This window comes from Aromatoleum toluolicum (genome assembly GCF_012911005.2).
Lineage (GTDB): Bacteria > Pseudomonadota > Gammaproteobacteria > Burkholderiales > Rhodocyclaceae > Aromatoleum > Aromatoleum toluolicum.
Window position 1 is genome coordinate 1 of record NZ_WTVS01000045.1, and the last position, 16,014, is coordinate 16,014.

Consider the following 16,014-nt stretch of genomic DNA (forward strand, 5'->3'; position numbering starts at 1 on the left):
GTGCTGCACGCTAGCTCCCTCCCCTTCAAGGGGGCGGAGGCGGGGTTTCGTGGAGCACCGCTCCGCGCCGCCGCAGCGGCGGAGCGAAGCGGAGACTCCCGGGTTGGGGTGGGGATGGGTTAAGCAGGCGCCGCAGAAACCCATCCCCCTCCTAACCTCCCCCTTGAAGGGGGAGGAACAAGGTGCCCGAGGCAGCCGGCGTGAATTCGACTGCCGCGCTAATAATCCGCCCCGGCTGCGCTCAGTCGCGCCGCGCGCGCTCGTAGCGCTGACGCCAGTCGCGCCGCGAGTCCTGCCACCACGCGCGGTCGAACACCCACGACAGCGTCGGCAGCAGGGGGCCGAGAAAGGTGTTCGCCAGCGACTCGCCGCCGCACACGGGGACCTCGGGATCGACGCGCAGCACGCGCAGACGTTCGGCCAGCGTGGGGTGGAAGTCGGCCTCGGACGCGGCACCGGCGAACATGCTGCGGATGTCCATCGGGCCGGGTTCCGGGCGGCGGAAGCCGGCAAGCACGCCCAAGCCCATCTCGCGGAAGGGGCGGATCAGCGGCTGGGGCGTGGTGCGGCTTTGCGCCATGATCTTGCGCCAATAGTCCTCATTGAGGAAACGCTCCTTCAACGCGACCTCGACGAGCGCCTCGCCGACCCGCTGCGCACCGACCACGCGCGCCGCGCCGGCATCGGCCTCGAACTCTTCGAGGCGCGACAGGCGCATCGCGGCGCGCAGGTCACCCGCGGTCCAGTTGTCCAGCGCGCGACCGAGGCGCGGCGCATCCTCGATGCAGCGGTCGAGGGCGCGGAACCACCATGCACGCAGGTGGCCCCACCAGCCGTCCAGCCCGCGGCGCTGCGCCGCAAGATGGGCGAACTCGTGCGCGAGGATTGCGCGGAACTGGCGCCGGGTCACGCTGTGGGCCAGCGGCAGGCCGATCATCAGATGGGTTTCCAACGGACCGATCCAGCCCCAGCGGGGGCGCTGCAGGATTGCTGCATTCATGTCGCCAACGACCCACACCGCGTCGATGCGGATTCCGCCGAAACGGTTGCCGGTGCGCTCGATGAGGCGGAACAGCCCTTCCGCGAGCTCCTCCGGCAGGCGCACGCCGTCGGGCCGGGCTACCGGCGCGAACAGCCAGCCGCACACCAGCACGCACGAGGCCGTCGCGATCAGGAAGCTGACGACCGCGGCCAGGGCCCAAACCACGTTGCCCGCAACCAGGGCAGACCAGGTGCCCCCCACCAGCAGCACCACGATGGCACCCAGGGCGAGCGCGAGCAGCCCCAATGCGGAGAGGCCCGCCGTGGCGCGCAGACCAAGCCTGCGAGCAAGACGTGCGCGAGTGCGCGAGAGGCGGTTTTGGACAGCTGCCATGCTTGGCACCCCGATAAACCATGATCGAAACGCGGAATATACTTAACAAGAAGTAAGCGCAACATTGCACCTTAGTAATACACACACCAACAATTTGCATATAAATCAATGTGAAAGGCGCACAAACCGGAGGGAATTGCCTTACAGGACCCTTGTTGCACTGCAGGAAACCTGTGTACAATTACAACACCTGTGTCCTTGGCCAATCGGCCGCAGGCCCTCCGCTAACATCCTGTGGCGACCCTTTTTTTGGTCGCACTACCCCGCCCGCCTCGATTGGTGTCGCTCTAACGCAGCGACAGGCCGTCGCTGGAGCATCCTTCTTGATCAATTCCGAAGTTTCCTTCGCCAGTCTTGGACTGGCCGAACCCCTTTTGCGCGCCATTTCCGAGTCCGGCTACACGCAACCGACTCCGATCCAGGCGCAGGCGATTCCGCTGGTGCTGGCCGGCGGCGACCTGCTTGCCGCGGCCCAGACCGGCACCGGCAAGACCGCCGGCTTCACGCTGCCGCTGCTGCACCGGCTTTCTGCAGCTCCGGCCAGCGCCCCCAAGGCCGGGCGCCCGCGCTGCCTGATCCTCACCCCGACGCGCGAGCTCGCAGCACAGGTCGAGGAATCCGTGCAGACCTACGGCAAGCACCTGCCGCTGACCTCGATGGTCATGTTCGGCGGCGTGAACATCAATCCGCAGATCGCGGCGCTGAAGAAGCGCGTCGATATCCTCGTCGCGACGCCTGGGCGTCTGCTGGACCATGCCGGCCAGAAGACCGTCGACCTGTCGGGGGTCGAGATTCTCGTCCTCGACGAGGCCGACCGCATGCTCGACATGGGCTTCATCCGCGACATCCGCAAGGTGCTCGCAATGCTGCCGAAGCAGCGCCAGAACCTGCTGTTCTCGGCGACCTTCTCGGACGAGATCCGCTCGCTCGCCAACGGCCTGCTGAACAACCCGGGCTGCGTCGAGGTCGCGCGCCGCAACACGACCACCGAGCTGGTCGAGCAATCGGTGTATTCGGTGCCGCAGAAGCAGAAGCGCGACCTGCTCGTGCATCTGGTGAAGGAGCACGACTGGCATCAGGTGCTGGTGTTCACGCGCACCAAGCACGGCGCCAACCGGCTCGCCGAATACCTCGGCAAGCACGGCATTCCCGCCGCCGCGATCCACGGCAACAAGAGCCAGGCGGCGCGCACGCGCGCGCTGTCGCAGTTCAAGGACAACTCGCTGCCGGTGCTGGTCGCGACCGACATCGCGGCGCGCGGCCTGGACATCGACCAGCTGCCGCAGGTGGTGAATTTCGAGCTGCCGAACGTGCCGGAAGACTACGTGCACCGCATCGGCCGCACGGGCCGCGCGGGATCGACCGGCAAGGCGATTTCCTTCGTCGACAGCGAGGAGAGGCCCTACCTCGCGTCGATCGAGCGCCTGATCAAGCGCACCATCGATCGCGCCACAGTGCCGGAGTTCGTGACCCACGCGCCCGATCCGGGCGACAGCGAGCGACCGCCGCGCGACCCGCGCCAGTCGTCGGGACGGCGCAACGACGGCCGTGCGCCGCGCCAGCCGCTCGCAGAACGTCCGGCGCCGCGCACGCAGCCGCACGGCGCGAACCGCCAGCCGGCACGGCAGGGCGCACAGGGCACAGCGGGTGATGGCGGCAAGCCGGCAAACCGCCCGGCCCGCAACGGCGACGCGCAGGGCAATCGCAGTGCGCGCAACGGCGAGGCGAACAGGAACGGCGCACCGCGAGGCCAGGAGCCCAGCGGCAACCGTGCGCCGCGCACAGGCGACGCCCCGCGCGCACCGGCGCGTCAGGATACGGCGCGTAGCCCCGCGCCGCGCGCCGCGCTCTTCAACGCAAAGCCGGGCAACCGCGGCGGCTGAGCGTCACCGCGACGGGTGCGGTTCAGCTACGCCGCACCCCGACGACCTTTTGATAGAGACCACCGAACAAGGTGGTCTTTTTCCATGCGAACTCCTCGCCCAACGGCGACAGCGCCGTGATATCGGTGTCGAGCAGCGAGGGCGCAAACGGCTCGAGCCAGCGGAACACCTGCGCCATGACCGGGCGCAGGGGGTGCCAGGGCCGGGTGCGGTGGTAATCGACGAACACGATCTTGCCGCCCGGCTCGACCGCCCCGAGGAGGTTGTGCACGATGCACGCGCGCTCGAGCGGCGGCACTTCATGCAGCAGGAAGAAGCAGCACACGGCTTCGTGCGACGCGGCCGCGAGGCAATCGGGCCGCGCCAGATCGCCTTGACGTACCTCGGCGTGCGCGAGGCCGTCGAGCTTGCGGCGGGCGTTCGCGACCTGGATCGGCGCCACGTCGACGACGTCGAGCGCCCCGTTGCAGCCGACACGCTCGGCGAGCAGGCGCGAGAACGGGCCATAGACGCACGCCGCCTGCAACAGACGCTGTCCCGGAGCGAACTCCTCGACCGCTGCGCGCATCAGGCGCCACGCATTGCCCCACAGGATGGCCGAAACGACCCATTCCCGGTCCAGCCAGGGCAGGGTGCGGTGGCTGAGATAGGCCCAGTGATAGGTGCGCGACAGGTAGGACGGCACCGCACAGGCTTTTGTCACGGGCTGCATCATGGCGGAATCTGCAGAAATCTGTGTCATACCCGCCAGCATAACCGGATCCGCTGGCGCGCGGAACGCCGACTGCATACGCCCGGAGTATTCCGGGAAAGTGGACTACCCGGTTAGGGCAGGCGGCGCGAAATCGCTTGCCGGATCGGCTGCCGAATGACGTAACGGCAACTTGCGCGCCCGGCGCGCTTCCCCTATTCTCCGCGTTGAATTCGATCCGGGTTCCCCGCCGCGCAGCCGCGTGACGGGGTGAAACGGGAAGTCCGGTGACGTCGGAGGACACGCTCCTTCGACCAGTCCGGCGCAGCCCCCGCTGCTGTAAGCCTGACGGATCCGCCACACGCCACTGAGCCTTGCGCTCGGGAAGGCGGCGGAATCCGGTGGAAGGCGAGCCAGAAGACCGGCCCGATCGATTTGGAAGGTTTGTGCCCCGGGGTGTGGGCTTGCCGACTGGAATCCGATCGCGTCTGTCACGGGCCTCAAGCGCCCGAACGCAGCCACTCATCGACCCAGCCTCAAGCTGCGCCCGACCGTGCCGTCCGTCGGCGCCGTCGGCTGTCGCCATCCCCCGGTGCTTGTTCAATGCACTCGCGGGGAGCCGTATGCATTCCAAGTCCTTGCCGGGAACCGTGTGCTTCGTCGGCGCCGGTCCGGGCGATCCGGACCTGATCACCGTAAAGGGTCGCCGCCTGCTCGAGCAGGCGGGCGGGATCCTGTTCGCCGGCTCGCTGGTCGACCAGGCGGCGACGCTCCATGCGCCGGAAGGCTGCGCGATCCGCGATTCGAAGGACATGACGCTCGAGGAGATGAGCGCGTGGCTGATCGACGCGGCATCCCGCCACGAAACCGTCGTGCGGCTGCAGACCGGCGACCCCGGTCTGTATGGCGCGCTCGTCGAAATGACGCGGCTGCTCGATGCGGCCGGCGTGCCGTGGAAGGTCGTACCGGGGGTGTCCTCGGCGCTGGCCTCGGCCGCCGCGGCGGGCGAGACGCTGACGCTGCCGGAAGTCACGCAAACGGTGATCCTGACGCGCGTCGCCGGGCGCACGCCGATGCCCGCGGGCGAGGAACTCGACGCGCTGGCCGCGCACCGCACGACGCTGTGCATCTTCCTGTCGATCACGCTGCTGCACGAGGTGCAGGACGCGCTGCGCCGCGCCGGCTGGCCGGAGGACGCGCCAATCCTGGTCGTGCAGAAGGCGAGCTGGCCGGGCGAGGAGAAGATCGTCCGCGGCACGCTCGCCGACATCAAGAAGAAGTGCCAGGCGGAGAAGATCGCCGCGCAGGCGATGATCATCGCGAGCCCCGCACTGGGCGCCCGCGACTGGCCCGAGATCGCCCGTTCCAAACTCTACGACCCGGCTTTCAGCCACCGCTTCCGCCGGGCCACCGTCACGGAAGACGCATCATGAACGACACCACGATCCTGCTGGTCGGGCACGGCTCGCGCAACCGCGCGGGCAACGACGAGATCGAACGCTTTGCCGCCGAGTGGCGCGCACGCCGCCGGGAGTGGCGCATCGAGGCCTGCTTCATCGAGTACGCCGACGTGCTGCTCGATACGGGGCTCGACCGCGCTGCGACAGGTGCTGCACGCGTGATCGTGATCCCCTTCATCCTCAACGCCGCGGGCCACGTGAAGATGGAGATCCCGGCGGCGATCGAGCAAGCGCGCGAGCGTCACCCCGGCGTCGCGTTCGAATGCACCCGCCACCTCGGCATGGGACGCGAGATCTTCAAGGTGCTGATGGGCCAGCTCGAGCGCCTGATGCGCGCGCTGCACATGCCTGATCCCTGCACCACCGGCGTGATCCTGCTCGGTCGCGGGTCGTCGGACGCCGGCGCGAACGGCGAGCTCGCGAAGATGGCGCGCTGGATCTTCGAGGACACCGATCACGAGCTCGTCGAGCTCGCCTTCACCGGCGTGACCTGGCCGCGACTGGAAACCGCCGTGCAGCGCCAGGTGCGCCTCGGCATGACGCAGATCGCCGTGGTGCCGGTGTATCTCTTCACCGGCGTGCTGATCGAGCGCATCGACGCGCAGCTCGCACGCCTGCGCGCACAGTACCCGCAGATCGCGTTCGCGCTCGGCACGCATTTCGGTTTCGACGCGGGCATCTTCGAACTGGTCGAGGCGCGCGTTGCGGACGCGGAAGGCGATGGAGAGGCCCTGCTCGAGTGCGACGGCTGCAAGTATCGCCTCGCCGCCGAGGCCGAACACCTGCACGACCACAGCCACACCGCAGGCCATCACGACCACGCCCACGATCACGGTCAGATGCATCACCACCACGAGCACGGCCACGGCTGCGCCCACCCCCACGCACCGCACGCCGGCTGCGCCCACCCCGCCCACGCCTGAACCATGCACAGCAACGTCGTCACCGAACAGCTCACCGCCGCCGGACGCGCGATCGAGCACGATTCCTTCGCGATCATCGACGCCGAGGTCGGGCGCCACGACTACCGGGCGGAGCAGTGGCCGGTCGTCCGCCGCATGATCCACGCCAACGCGGACTTCGAATTCAACGGCCTGACCGACTTCCACGCGGACGCGGTCGCGGCGGGTCTTGGGGCGATCCTCGCCGGCGGCACGCGCATCGTCGCCGACGTCGAGATGATCTGCGTCGGCCTGTCGGCCTCGCGCCTCGCGCACTTCGGCATGCGCACGCACCAGTTCATCTCCGACGCGGACGTGATCGAGCAGGCGAAGGCCGAGGAAACCACGCGCGCCGTGCAGGCGATGCGCAAGGCGCACCGTCAGGGGCTGCTGGACGGCGCGATCGTGGGCATCGGCAACGCGCCGACGGCGCTGATCGAAGTCGTGCGCCTGATCCGCGAGGAAGGCGCGCAGCCCGCGCTGGTCGTCGGCATGCCGGTCGGATTCGTGTCGGCGGCCGAATCGAAGGACCTGATGGCGGAAGTCGCGGACGTGCCGTGGATCGTGATCCGCGGCCGCAAGGGCGGCTCGACGCTGGTCGTCGCGGCGATCCATGCGCTGCTGGGCTTGGCCGAGGCGCGCCAGCGCGAGCAACAGGCGCCGGCGGCGTAAGCGGGGACGCGATCGATGGCAGCAGGCCACGTCTTGCCGGAGAAGGTACGCAAGGGCGATGCGAAGCGCGAGCGCGGCAACCGCACGGGCTTCACGACCGGCGCGAACTCGGCCGCCGCCGCGACCGCGGCGACGCTCGGCCTCGCGCAGGGTGAAGTCCCGGCCGAGATCGAGTGCGTGCTGCCGAACACGATGCACGTGACTTTTCGCATCACCGACGGGCGCGTCGAAGGCGACTCGGCCCACGCGGTGAGTATCAAGGACGCGGGCGACGACCCGGACGCGACCGACAAGGCGCATCTCACCGCGGACGTGCGGCGCATCCCGAACGGCGGCGGCGAAGTGATCCTGAAGGGCGGACCGGGTGTCGGTGTGGTCACGAAGCCCGGTCTCGGCCTCGAAGTCGGCGGTCCGGCGATCAATCCGGTGCCGCGCAGGAACATCTGCGACAACGTCGCGCGCGCCGGCGCCGCGATCCTCGCGGCCGGCGACAGCCTCGAAGTGACGATCTCCGTGCCGGGCGGCGAGGAGATGGCGAAGAAGACGCTCAATGCGCGCTTGGGCATCCTCGGCGGCATCTCGATCCTCGGTACGACGGGCATCGTGCGCCCCTACTCGACCGCGGCCTTCCGCGCGAGCGTGATCCAGGCGGTCGACGTCGCCGCGAACCAGGGCCAGACGACGGTCGTGTTCACGACCGGCGGGCGTACCGAGAAGTGCGCAATGCGCGAATTCCCCGAGCTCGACGAGGCCTGCTTCGTGCAGATGGGCGACTTCGTGAAGGCGGCCTTCACGACCGCGGTCAGGCAGGGCATGCAGCGCATCGTCGTCGGCGCGATGGTCGGCAAGCTGACCAAGATCGCACAGGGCCTGTCGGTGACGCACGCCTGGCGCGAGGAGATCGACCGCCAGCTGATCGCGGATGCCGCGACCGAAGTCGGCGCGCCGTCGGAGGTCGTCGAGCAGATCCGCGCCGCCGAGACCGCGCGCTTCGCCGCCGAGAGCCTCGCCGAACTGGGGCTCACCGTGCCCTTCCACCGCGCGCTCGCGGTCCGTGCGATCCGCAGCCTGCGCGAACGCTACCCCGGCCCGCACCGCCTCACCGTGCTCGCCTGCAATTTCGAAGGCGTGCCCATCGTCACCGTGGAGGAATCCGAATGTCTGACCCTCGCTGCCTGATCCTGGGCATCCTCGACGACGGCTGGGACGGCCTGTCGGCCGCCGGCCGCGCGCGTCTCGCTGCCAGCCGTGTCGTGATCGGCGCGCGCCGCACGCTGGATCTCGTCGCGCCGCATCTCGGTGCCGAAGTCGAGCTGCGCGACATGGACGGCGCGCTCGGCAAGACGCCGGAATGGGTACGCGCGGCGCTCGCCGACCACCTGGCGGTCACCGTGCTCGCGACCGGCGATCCGCTATGCCATGGGATCGCGCGCTTCCTGATCGACAAGATTGGCGCAGCGAGCGTGGAAGTGCTGCCGGCGCCGTCGACGATCGCGATCGCCTGTGCACGGCTGAAGAAGCCGTGGCAGGACGCGGCGACCCGCTCCTGCCACGGCACCGATGCCGGCGAATGGCACACCGGCGCGACGCCCGGCCACGGCCTGTACGGAATCGTGCGCGCGGTCGCGGAACACGAGCGCGTGGCCGCCTTCACGAGCCCGGCGAACAGCCCGGGCCGCATCGCACGCGCTCTCCTCGCGGCAGGCTACGGTGCCGACCTGCGCATCTCGGTCGCTGCGCGCCTGTGTCTGCCCGACGAGGAAATCTTCGCCGACCTCACGCTCGCGGAGGCCGCGGAACACGAGTTCCCGCACCCCAACATCGCCGTCATCGACTGGAAAAAACCGCAGAAAAAACCGGGGACAGACCACGGTTTTCCGGAAGGAAACCGTGGTCTGTCCCCGGTTTATTCACGCGCGGTTTTCGGTTTCGAGGACGGTGACTTCGTGCAGCGCCACCCGGAAAAGGGGCTGATTACCAAGCTCGAAGCGCGCGCGGTGTCGCTCGCGAAACTCGGGCTGCGCACCGACAGCCTGGTGTGGGACATCGGCGCCGGCTCAGGCTCCGTCGGGCTCGAGGCCTCGCGCATCGCCCGCCTCGGCCACGTCTGGGCGATCGAGAAGAACACCGGCGACGCCGCGAACGCGCGCGAGAACGCGCAGCGCCTGCAGGCGACGAACTACACGCTGGTCGAAGGCAAGGCGCCAGACGGCCTCGACGCGTGGCCCGATCCGGACGCAGTTTTCATCGGCGGCTCGGGCGGCGAACTCGCGGGCCTGATCGAGCTGTGCCTCGCGCGGCTGCGACCCGCCGGACGCCTCGTGATGAACTTCGTCACGCTCGAAAACCTCGCGACCGCGACGACAGCGCTCGCCGCGGCCGGCGCGGATTGGGAGGTGACGATGCTGTCGGCCGCGCGCAGCCAGCCGATCCTCGACATGCACCGGCTGGCCGCGCAGAACCCGGTGTGGATCGTCACCGCGCGTAAAGAACTCCCCGCTACAGAGACCAATAATGAATAAGCATCTCCCCTCCCCCCGCTACGGCCGCCTGATCGGCGTGTCGCTCGGGCCCGGCGATCCCGACTTGATCACGCGCCGCGGCTGGACCGCTCTGCAGTCGGACGCGCTCTGGACTTATCCGGTGAAGAAGGCCGAGGAACGCTCCTACGCGCTCGACATCGTTGTGCGCGGCGGCCTCGACGTGCCGGCCGACGCGGTCGAGCTGGTGTTCCCGATGACGCGCGACGCGGTCGCGCTCGCGAAAGCCTGGGCGCGCGCCGCCGCCCGCACTGCCGAGCTCCTCGCCGAAGGGCGCGACGTCGCCTTCCTCGTCGAAGGCGACGCCTCCACCTACTCGACCTTCCGCCACCTCGCCCGCGCGGTGCGCGAGCTGGCGCCGGAAGTCGAGGTCGAGACGATTCCCGGCGTCAGCTCCTTCGCTGCGGCCGCGGCCTGCGCCGACGTCGCGCTCGCCGAGGAGGATGAAACCGTCGCGGTGATCCCCGCAGCCTACGGTGTGTCGGTGATCGACCACCTGCTCGACGAGTTCGACACGCTGGTGCTGATGAAGGTGAAACCGCTGCTCGACGAGGTGCTGGATCTCCTCGAAGCACGGGACCTGCTGACGACCAGCTGCTTCGTCGAGAAGGTCGGCTCGCCCGAGGAGCGCGTCGTCAAGGACGTCGCGAGCCTGCGCGGCGAGAAGGTCAATTACCTGTCGCTGCTGCTGGTGCAGAACCCGAAGCGGGCGCGCGGCGAACTGCGTCGCGGCTGCCGCAAGCGCGCTGCGACTGCCGAAGGCAAGACCACTGCGGAGGCCGTGGCATGAGCGTCCACCTCCCCTTCCCGAACGAACGCGTCGCGGTCGTCTCGATCACCAGGCACGGCATCGCGCTCGCCGGCAAGGTCGTCGCGGCGATCCCCGGCGCACGGCTCTTCGCGCCGGAAAAATTCCGCGCCGAAGCCGACGCTGCCGCCCCCGGCGCCGCGACCTGCTACACGGGCAAGACCGGCGACCAGATCCCGGCGCTCTTCGCGGGCTTCGACGGCATCGTCGCAATCGTCTCGCTCGGCGCCGTCGTGCGCCTGATCGCGCCGCACCTGAAGGACAAGGAACAGGACCCCGGCATCGTCGTGCTCGACGAAGGCGGCCGTTACGCGATCCCGATGCTCTCCGGCCATCTCGGCGGTGCCAATGCGCTCGCCGGCGTGCTCGCCGCGGCGCTCGGCGCGCAGCCGGTGCTGACCACCGCGTCGGACGCGCGCGAGACGCTCGCCGTCGATCTGCTGGGCCGCGAACTCGGCTGGACCTTCGATGCGAGCCACGACGAGATCGTGCGCGCGAGCGCCGCGGTCGTGAACGACGAACCGGTCGCCCTCGTGCAGGAAGCGGGCAGCCGCGACTGGTGGACTCGTCATGCGAACGGCCGCAGCGGTCCGCTGCCTGCGAACCTGAAACGCTTCGAGCGCCTCGAGGACGTCGATCCCGAGAATTTCGGCGCGGTACTGTGGATCAGTGATCGGGAACTGCCCGCCGGCTGGGCCGAACGCCTCGCCGGGCGCCGCGTGATCTACCGTCCGCCGCAGGAAGCGGCGTGATGTCATCGCAGATCGCGTCGTCCGGCGTCGCCTTGGGTCTCGGCTGCGACCGCGGCACGCCGTCGGAGACGATCGCCCGCGCGATCGCCCAGGCGCTCGCCCAGGCCGGCGCAAACCTCGCCGACGTACGTGCAGTGGCGAGCATCGACCTCAAGGCCGACGAGGCCGGGTTGCTCGAACTCGCAGCCAGTCACGGCTGGACGATCGCCTTCCACCCGGCGGCGGCACTCGCCGACGTGCCCGTGCCGAATCCGTCCGAAACGGTACGCCGCCACACCGGCACGCCATCCGTGTCCGAAGCCGCGGCGCTGCTCGCCGCCGGGGCGGATCTGACGCATCTGATCGTCGAAAAACACAAGCTCCGCGGCGCCGACGGCCGCAACGCCACCGTGTCGGTCGCCCGCATGTCGGCATCGAACTGATTTTCAAACGCTGTCACACCCATCGAAGAAGGAGAACCACCATGCAACAGCAAGCCGCCCTGCAAATCGCCCGCCCGAAGAGCGCCCTGATGGCGATCGCCATGCCCGTCCTCACCGCCGCGCTGCTCGGCGCCGTGATCGTCTATGGCGTGGGCTTCAGCCCGATCGCGGCGGCCCACAACGCCGCGCACGACGCCCGCCACGTCAACGTCTTCCCCTGCCACTGAGCGCGGAGCCCGGCATGCTGTTCCGTCGTATCGTCCTGTGCGCCCTGCTGGTCGGGGCGCTGGCGGGCCTGCTCGTGAGTGCCGTGCAGCACTGGCAGGCCATCCCGCTCATCGCCGCCGCGGAGGTGTTCGAAGGTTCCACCGACCCGGCCGAACCGGCCACGCCGCTCGCCGCAACCGCGCATGATCACGACCACAGCCACGACGATGCGCACGCACACGACGCTGCCGAGTGGGCGCCGGAAGACGGCACCGAACGGCATGTCTGGACCGCCATCGCGAACGTCCTTACCGCGATCGGCTTCGGCCTCGTCCTGGTCGCGGCGATCACGATCTGGGAACACCTGCGTGGCCGTCCCCTGGCGTCAGCGCGCACGGGTCTGGTTTGGGGCGCGGCCGGCTGGATCTGCGTCTTCGGACTGCCGACGCTGGGCCTTCCACCGGAACTTCCGGGCAGCGTCGCCGCGCCGCTCGGTGATCGTCAGGCGTGGTGGCTGCTCGCGGCTGCGAGCGGCGCTGCGGGCCTCGGGCTGCTCGCCTTCGTGCGCGGGCCGCTGCGCTGGGCGGGCCTTGCGGTACTCGCACTGCCCTTCGCGGTCGGAGCGCCGCATCTCGCCGGCGGGCCGTTCGCCGGCTACGACATCGGGATCGCCCAGCAGATGGAAGCGCTCGCCGGCCCCTTCGCGATCGCGACCACCATCGCCACCGCCGTTCAATGGCTCGCGCTGGGCGGGCTCTCCGGCTGGGCCGTCGCACGCTGGGTGCGACCCGCGCTCGCAGACCTGGCAACGATACCGTAGGGCGGGAGGAGCATAGCGCATCCCGCCAATCATACGTAAAGGGTGGCTCAGCCGCCGCTTTGGCGGGATCCGCTGCGCTACGCCCGCCCTACGTCCTCAACACAGAGAAGAACATCATGACCACAGGCAAGATCATGCTGGTGGGCCTCGGGCCCGGCAGCGTCGAGCACATGAGCGGCCGCGCGCGCGCCGCGATCGCCGAAGCCGACACCATCATCGGCTATGTCACCTACATCCGCCTCGTCGCCGATCTCGTCGACGGCAAGGAGGTCGTCAAGAAGTCGATGACCGAGGAGCTCGACCGGGCCATCGAAGCGCTTGACCGGGCGAAGCAGGGCAAGAAGGTCGCGCTGATCTCGTCCGGCGATGCCGGCGTGTACGGCATGGCCGGACCGACCTTCGAAGTGCTATTCCAGGCCGGCTGGACGCCGCCCACTGGCCGACCTGGGGATATCGAAGTCGAGATCATCCCCGGTGCCTCGGCGCTCAACACCTGCGCGGCACTCGTCGGCGCACCGCTGACGCACGACTTCTGCGCGATCTCGCTGTCGGATCTCCTCACGCCGTGGCCCGTGATCGCACGCCGCCTCAACGCCGCCGCCGCCGCCGACTTCGTCGTCGCCCTCTACAACCCCAAGAGCGGCCGCCGCGCCCGTCAGATCGTCGAGGCGCAGCGCCTCTTCCTCGCGCACCGCCGCCCGGACACCCCGGTCGCGATCGTGAAGTCCGCCTACCGCCCCAAGCAGCGCATCGAATTCACGACGCTGGCGCAGATGACCGAGTGCGACATCGGCATGCTCAGCACGGTGCTGATCGGCAACTCCAACACCTTCGTGCGCGACGGCCTGATGGTCACGCCGCGCGGCTACGCGAACAAGTACGACGTCGATACGGGCGACACGCGCGACGGCGAAAAGGCCGGCCGCTCGCTGTCGACCGGCCTCGACGGCTGGCTCGAGGCGCTCCGCAGCAGCGACGAGACGCTCGAACAACTCGCACGCCGCCACGGCCTGCCCGCCGACTACATCGCCGCCGCGCTCGCCGACAGCCGCGACGACGAACCGACCGCCGCGGACGAGGCGCTCGCATGAGCGCGCCATCGGAAGCGACGGCACTGCCGTCCGGCATGCCCGAAAAACCGAAACTCGGCAGCTACCGCCGCCACCTGCTGGTATGCACCGGCCCGCGCTGCACGCAGAACGGCGAATCGCAGGCGCTGTTCGACAGCCTCGGCGACACCTTCAAGGCCGCCGGTCTCGACAGCGGCGAACTGCGCGTCAAGCGAACCCGCGTATCCTGCTTCGCCGCCTGCAAGGGCGGCCCGATCGTGTGCGTACAACCCGACGGCGTGTGGTACTACAATGCCATCCGGGAGAACATGCAGCGCATCGTCGAACAGCACCTCGCAGGCGGCCAACCGGTCGAGGAACTGGTTTTCCACCGCGGCCCCGCCGCACCCTGCTGACCGCCGGCTCCGTCGATAGGCGGAGCCAATCGAATTTCCCATACGCATCCGTACGTTTTCCATACGCACCGGTATGGACGCGGCTATAATCGCGCCCGAATCGATTCACAGATAGTCGAAGCCAGGGAGAGGAAGGACATGAGCGTACAGACCCAGTATCAGCAGAAAAGGATGAGTGCCGCGGACGCCGCGGGACTCGTGCAGTCGGGCGACACCGTCATCGTCCCGACCGGCGTCGGCGAGCCGCCCACGCTGCTCGAAGCGCTGTCGGCACGCCGTCACAGTCTCGAGAACGTCGTCGTCAGCCAGATCCTGCCGCTGCGCAAGTACGGCTATTTCGACCCCGAGACGGTCGCCAACGTGCGCCACAGCGCGTACTTCTTCGGCGGTGCATCGCGCCCGGGCGGACAGGCCGGCTGGGTGGACTTCATGCCCAACTACTTCTCCGAGATCCCGCAGCTCATCGACCGCGGCCTCACGCCTGCCGACGTCGTGTTCTCGATGGCCTCGCCGATGGACGAGCACGGCTACTTCGCACTCTCGCTCGGCCCCGACTACACGATGGCCGCGGTGAGGAAGGCGCGCGCGGTGGTCCTCGAGGTGAATCCGAACGTGCCCTTCGCCTACGGCGACTGCCACGTGCACATCTCGCAGGTCGCGGCACTGATCGAAAGCGACGCCCCCATCCTCGAAGTCGGCCTGCCGACGATCGGGCCGGTGCAGGAAGCGATCGGCAAATACGTCGCCGACCTGATCGACGACGGCGCGACGCTGCAGATCGGCTACGGCGGCATCCCCGACGCCGTCGTGATGCAGTTGAAACACAAGCACGACCTCGGCATCCACACCGAGATGATCGGCGACGGCATCCTGTCCCTGATCGAGTCCGGCGCCGTGACGAACCGCAAGAAGACGCTCAAGCCGGGCAAGATGCTGGCGACCTTCGCGCTCGGCTCGAAGAAGCTGTACCAGTACATGCACCGCAACCCGACGCTCGAGATGCACCCGGTCGACGTCACCAACGATCCCTACTACGCCGCGCAGAACGACAGTCTCGTCGCGATCAACGCGACGATGCAGGTCGACTTCCTCGGCCAGTGCGGCTCGGAGAGCCTCGGCCCTCTGCCCTACTCCGGCACCGGCGGGCAGGCCGACTTCGTGCGCGCGGCCAACCGCTCGAAGGGCGGCAAGGCCTTCATCGTGCTGCCGTCGACGGCCAAGGACGACACCATCTCGCGCATCGTGCCGACCCTCACCCCGGGCACCCACGTCACGACCAGCAAGAACGACATCAACTATGTCGTCACCGAGTACGGTGTCGCCCAGCTGCGCGGCAAGACTGCCAAGCAGCGCTGCGAGGCCCTGATCGGCATCGCGCACCCGGATTTCCGCGGTGAGCTGCGCGAAGCCGCGAAACGTCTGAACCTCCTGTAAGAAACACCCCCGCGCGCCCCCGGCGGCCAGGAATGCCGCAAAATATCGCCCTGACAAGAAATCAGGACGACCTCACCCCATGCGCCACCACCGCTACCTCGACGACTTCGCCCCCGGCGAACGCTTCGCCACCGCCGGCATCACCCTCACCGAAGGCCAGATCATCGACTTCGCAATGGCGTACGACCCCCAGCCCTTCCACCTCGACACCAATGCCGCCGCCCAATCCCCCTACGGCGGCCTCATAGCCAGCGGCTTCCAGACTGTCGCCCTGACCTTCCGCCTCTTCATCCAGACCGGCATCATCGCCGAGTCCAGCATCGGCTCCCCCGGCATCGACGAACTGCGCTGGCTCGCCCCGGTGCACCCCGGCGACACCCTGCACGCCGAACTCGAAGTCCTCGAAGTCAGGCCCTCGCGCTCCAAGCCCGACCGCGGCATCGTCCGCATGCTGTATAAGACCATCAACCAGCACGGCGAGACCGTCGCCTCCTACATCGGCAACCACCTCCTCAAACGCGCCCCGACGCTGGCCGACTGAAGC

The 16,014-nt window shown here is 68.8% G+C and carries 17 protein-coding genes and 1 riboswitch; of the genes, 15 read left to right on the plus strand and 2 right to left on the minus strand.

Annotated elements, in window-relative coordinates; all coding sequences use genetic code 11:
• Window positions 1–241: 241 nt before the first annotated feature.
• Window positions 242–1,375 (minus strand): M48 family metallopeptidase, encoded by a 1,134-nt coding sequence (locus GPA27_RS18930; RefSeq protein WP_169142048.1) that lies wholly within the window; start codon window positions 1,373–1,375, stop codon window positions 242–244.
• A gap of 323 nt (window positions 1,376–1,698) precedes the next feature.
• Between GPA27_RS18930 and GPA27_RS18935 the strand changes: the two genes are divergently transcribed.
• Window positions 1,699–3,258 (plus strand): DEAD/DEAH box helicase, encoded by a 1,560-nt coding sequence (locus tag GPA27_RS18935; RefSeq protein ID WP_211165099.1) that lies wholly within the window; start codon window positions 1,699–1,701, stop codon window positions 3,256–3,258.
• A gap of 22 nt (window positions 3,259–3,280) precedes the next feature.
• On the opposite strand, the gene rquA is transcribed toward GPA27_RS18935, so the two are convergent.
• Window positions 3,281–3,973 carry a rhodoquinone biosynthesis methyltransferase RquA gene (gene rquA / locus GPA27_RS18940; protein WP_246261253.1) on the minus strand — a complete coding sequence of 231 codons (693 nt, stop codon included), beginning with the start codon at window positions 3,971–3,973 and terminating at the stop codon, window positions 3,281–3,283.
• Window positions 3,974–4,171: 198 nt separating this feature from the next.
• Window positions 4,172–4,393: riboswitch (cobalamin riboswitch) on the plus strand.
• Between the two features lie 179 nt (window positions 4,394–4,572).
• On the opposite strand from rquA, the gene cobM reads away from it, so the two are divergent.
• The 14 genes from cobM (at window position 4,573) to GPA27_RS19010 (ending at window position 16,011) form a co-directional block, all read left to right on the plus strand.
• Window positions 4,573–5,382 (plus strand): precorrin-4 C(11)-methyltransferase, encoded by an 810-nt coding sequence (gene cobM / locus GPA27_RS18945; protein WP_169142049.1) that lies wholly within the window; start codon window positions 4,573–4,575, stop codon window positions 5,380–5,382.
• A complete protein-coding gene (locus GPA27_RS18950; RefSeq protein WP_169142050.1) occupies window positions 5,379–6,332 on the plus strand; it encodes a sirohydrochlorin chelatase in 954 nt (317 codons plus the stop codon). The genes cobM and GPA27_RS18950 overlap by 4 nt, the downstream gene beginning before the upstream one ends.
• 3 nt (window positions 6,333–6,335) lie before the next feature.
• Window positions 6,336–7,022 carry a precorrin-8X methylmutase gene (locus tag GPA27_RS18955; RefSeq protein WP_169142051.1) on the plus strand — a complete coding sequence of 229 codons (687 nt, stop codon included), beginning with the start codon at window positions 6,336–6,338 and terminating at the stop codon, window positions 7,020–7,022.
• Between the two features lie 15 nt (window positions 7,023–7,037).
• Window positions 7,038–8,201, plus strand: coding sequence for a cobalt-precorrin-5B (C(1))-methyltransferase (locus GPA27_RS18960; protein WP_169142052.1), 1,164 nt, complete (start codon window positions 7,038–7,040; stop codon window positions 8,199–8,201).
• On the plus strand, window positions 8,180–9,544 hold the full coding sequence (gene cbiE, locus GPA27_RS18965) for a precorrin-6y C5,15-methyltransferase (decarboxylating) subunit CbiE (RefSeq protein ID WP_169142053.1): 1,365 nt from the start codon (window positions 8,180–8,182) through the stop codon (window positions 9,542–9,544). The genes GPA27_RS18960 and cbiE overlap by 22 nt, the downstream gene beginning before the upstream one ends.
• Window positions 9,537–10,352, plus strand: coding sequence for a precorrin-2 C(20)-methyltransferase (gene cobI / locus GPA27_RS18970; protein ID WP_169142054.1), 816 nt, complete (start codon window positions 9,537–9,539; stop codon window positions 10,350–10,352). The genes cbiE and cobI overlap by 8 nt, the downstream gene beginning before the upstream one ends.
• Window positions 10,349–11,122, plus strand: a complete 774-nt coding sequence (locus GPA27_RS18975) for a cobalamin biosynthesis central domain-containing protein (protein ID WP_169142055.1) — start codon at window positions 10,349–10,351, stop codon at window positions 11,120–11,122. The genes cobI and GPA27_RS18975 overlap by 4 nt, the downstream gene beginning before the upstream one ends.
• Window positions 11,122–11,544, plus strand: coding sequence for a cobalamin biosynthesis protein (locus GPA27_RS18980; RefSeq protein ID WP_211165100.1), 423 nt, complete (start codon window positions 11,122–11,124; stop codon window positions 11,542–11,544). The genes GPA27_RS18975 and GPA27_RS18980 overlap by 1 nt, the downstream gene beginning before the upstream one ends.
• Before the next feature lie 41 nt (window positions 11,545–11,585).
• Window positions 11,586–11,771 carry a CbtB domain-containing protein gene (locus GPA27_RS18985; protein WP_169142056.1) on the plus strand — a complete coding sequence of 62 codons (186 nt, stop codon included), beginning with the start codon at window positions 11,586–11,588 and terminating at the stop codon, window positions 11,769–11,771.
• Window positions 11,772–11,785: 14 nt separating this feature from the next.
• Window positions 11,786–12,571 (plus strand): CbtA family protein, encoded by a 786-nt coding sequence (locus GPA27_RS18990; protein WP_169142057.1) that lies wholly within the window; start codon window positions 11,786–11,788, stop codon window positions 12,569–12,571.
• A gap of 116 nt (window positions 12,572–12,687) precedes the next feature.
• Window positions 12,688–13,662: a precorrin-3B C(17)-methyltransferase gene (gene cobJ, locus GPA27_RS18995; protein WP_169142058.1), complete on the plus strand. Its 975-nt coding sequence runs from the start codon at window positions 12,688–12,690 to the stop codon at window positions 13,660–13,662.
• Window positions 13,659–14,036 carry a (2Fe-2S) ferredoxin domain-containing protein gene (locus tag GPA27_RS19000; protein ID WP_246261255.1) on the plus strand — a complete coding sequence of 126 codons (378 nt, stop codon included), beginning with the start codon at window positions 13,659–13,661 and terminating at the stop codon, window positions 14,034–14,036. Before cobJ ends, GPA27_RS19000 begins: the two co-directional genes overlap by 4 nt.
• A gap of 138 nt (window positions 14,037–14,174) precedes the next feature.
• Window positions 14,175–15,470, plus strand: a complete 1,296-nt coding sequence (locus tag GPA27_RS19005) for an acetyl-CoA hydrolase/transferase family protein (RefSeq protein WP_169142059.1) — start codon at window positions 14,175–14,177, stop codon at window positions 15,468–15,470.
• A 79-nt stretch (window positions 15,471–15,549) separates the two neighbouring features.
• A complete protein-coding gene (locus tag GPA27_RS19010) occupies window positions 15,550–16,011 on the plus strand; it encodes a MaoC family dehydratase (RefSeq protein WP_169142060.1) in 462 nt (153 codons plus the stop codon).
• Window positions 16,012–16,014 lie beyond the last annotated feature (3 nt).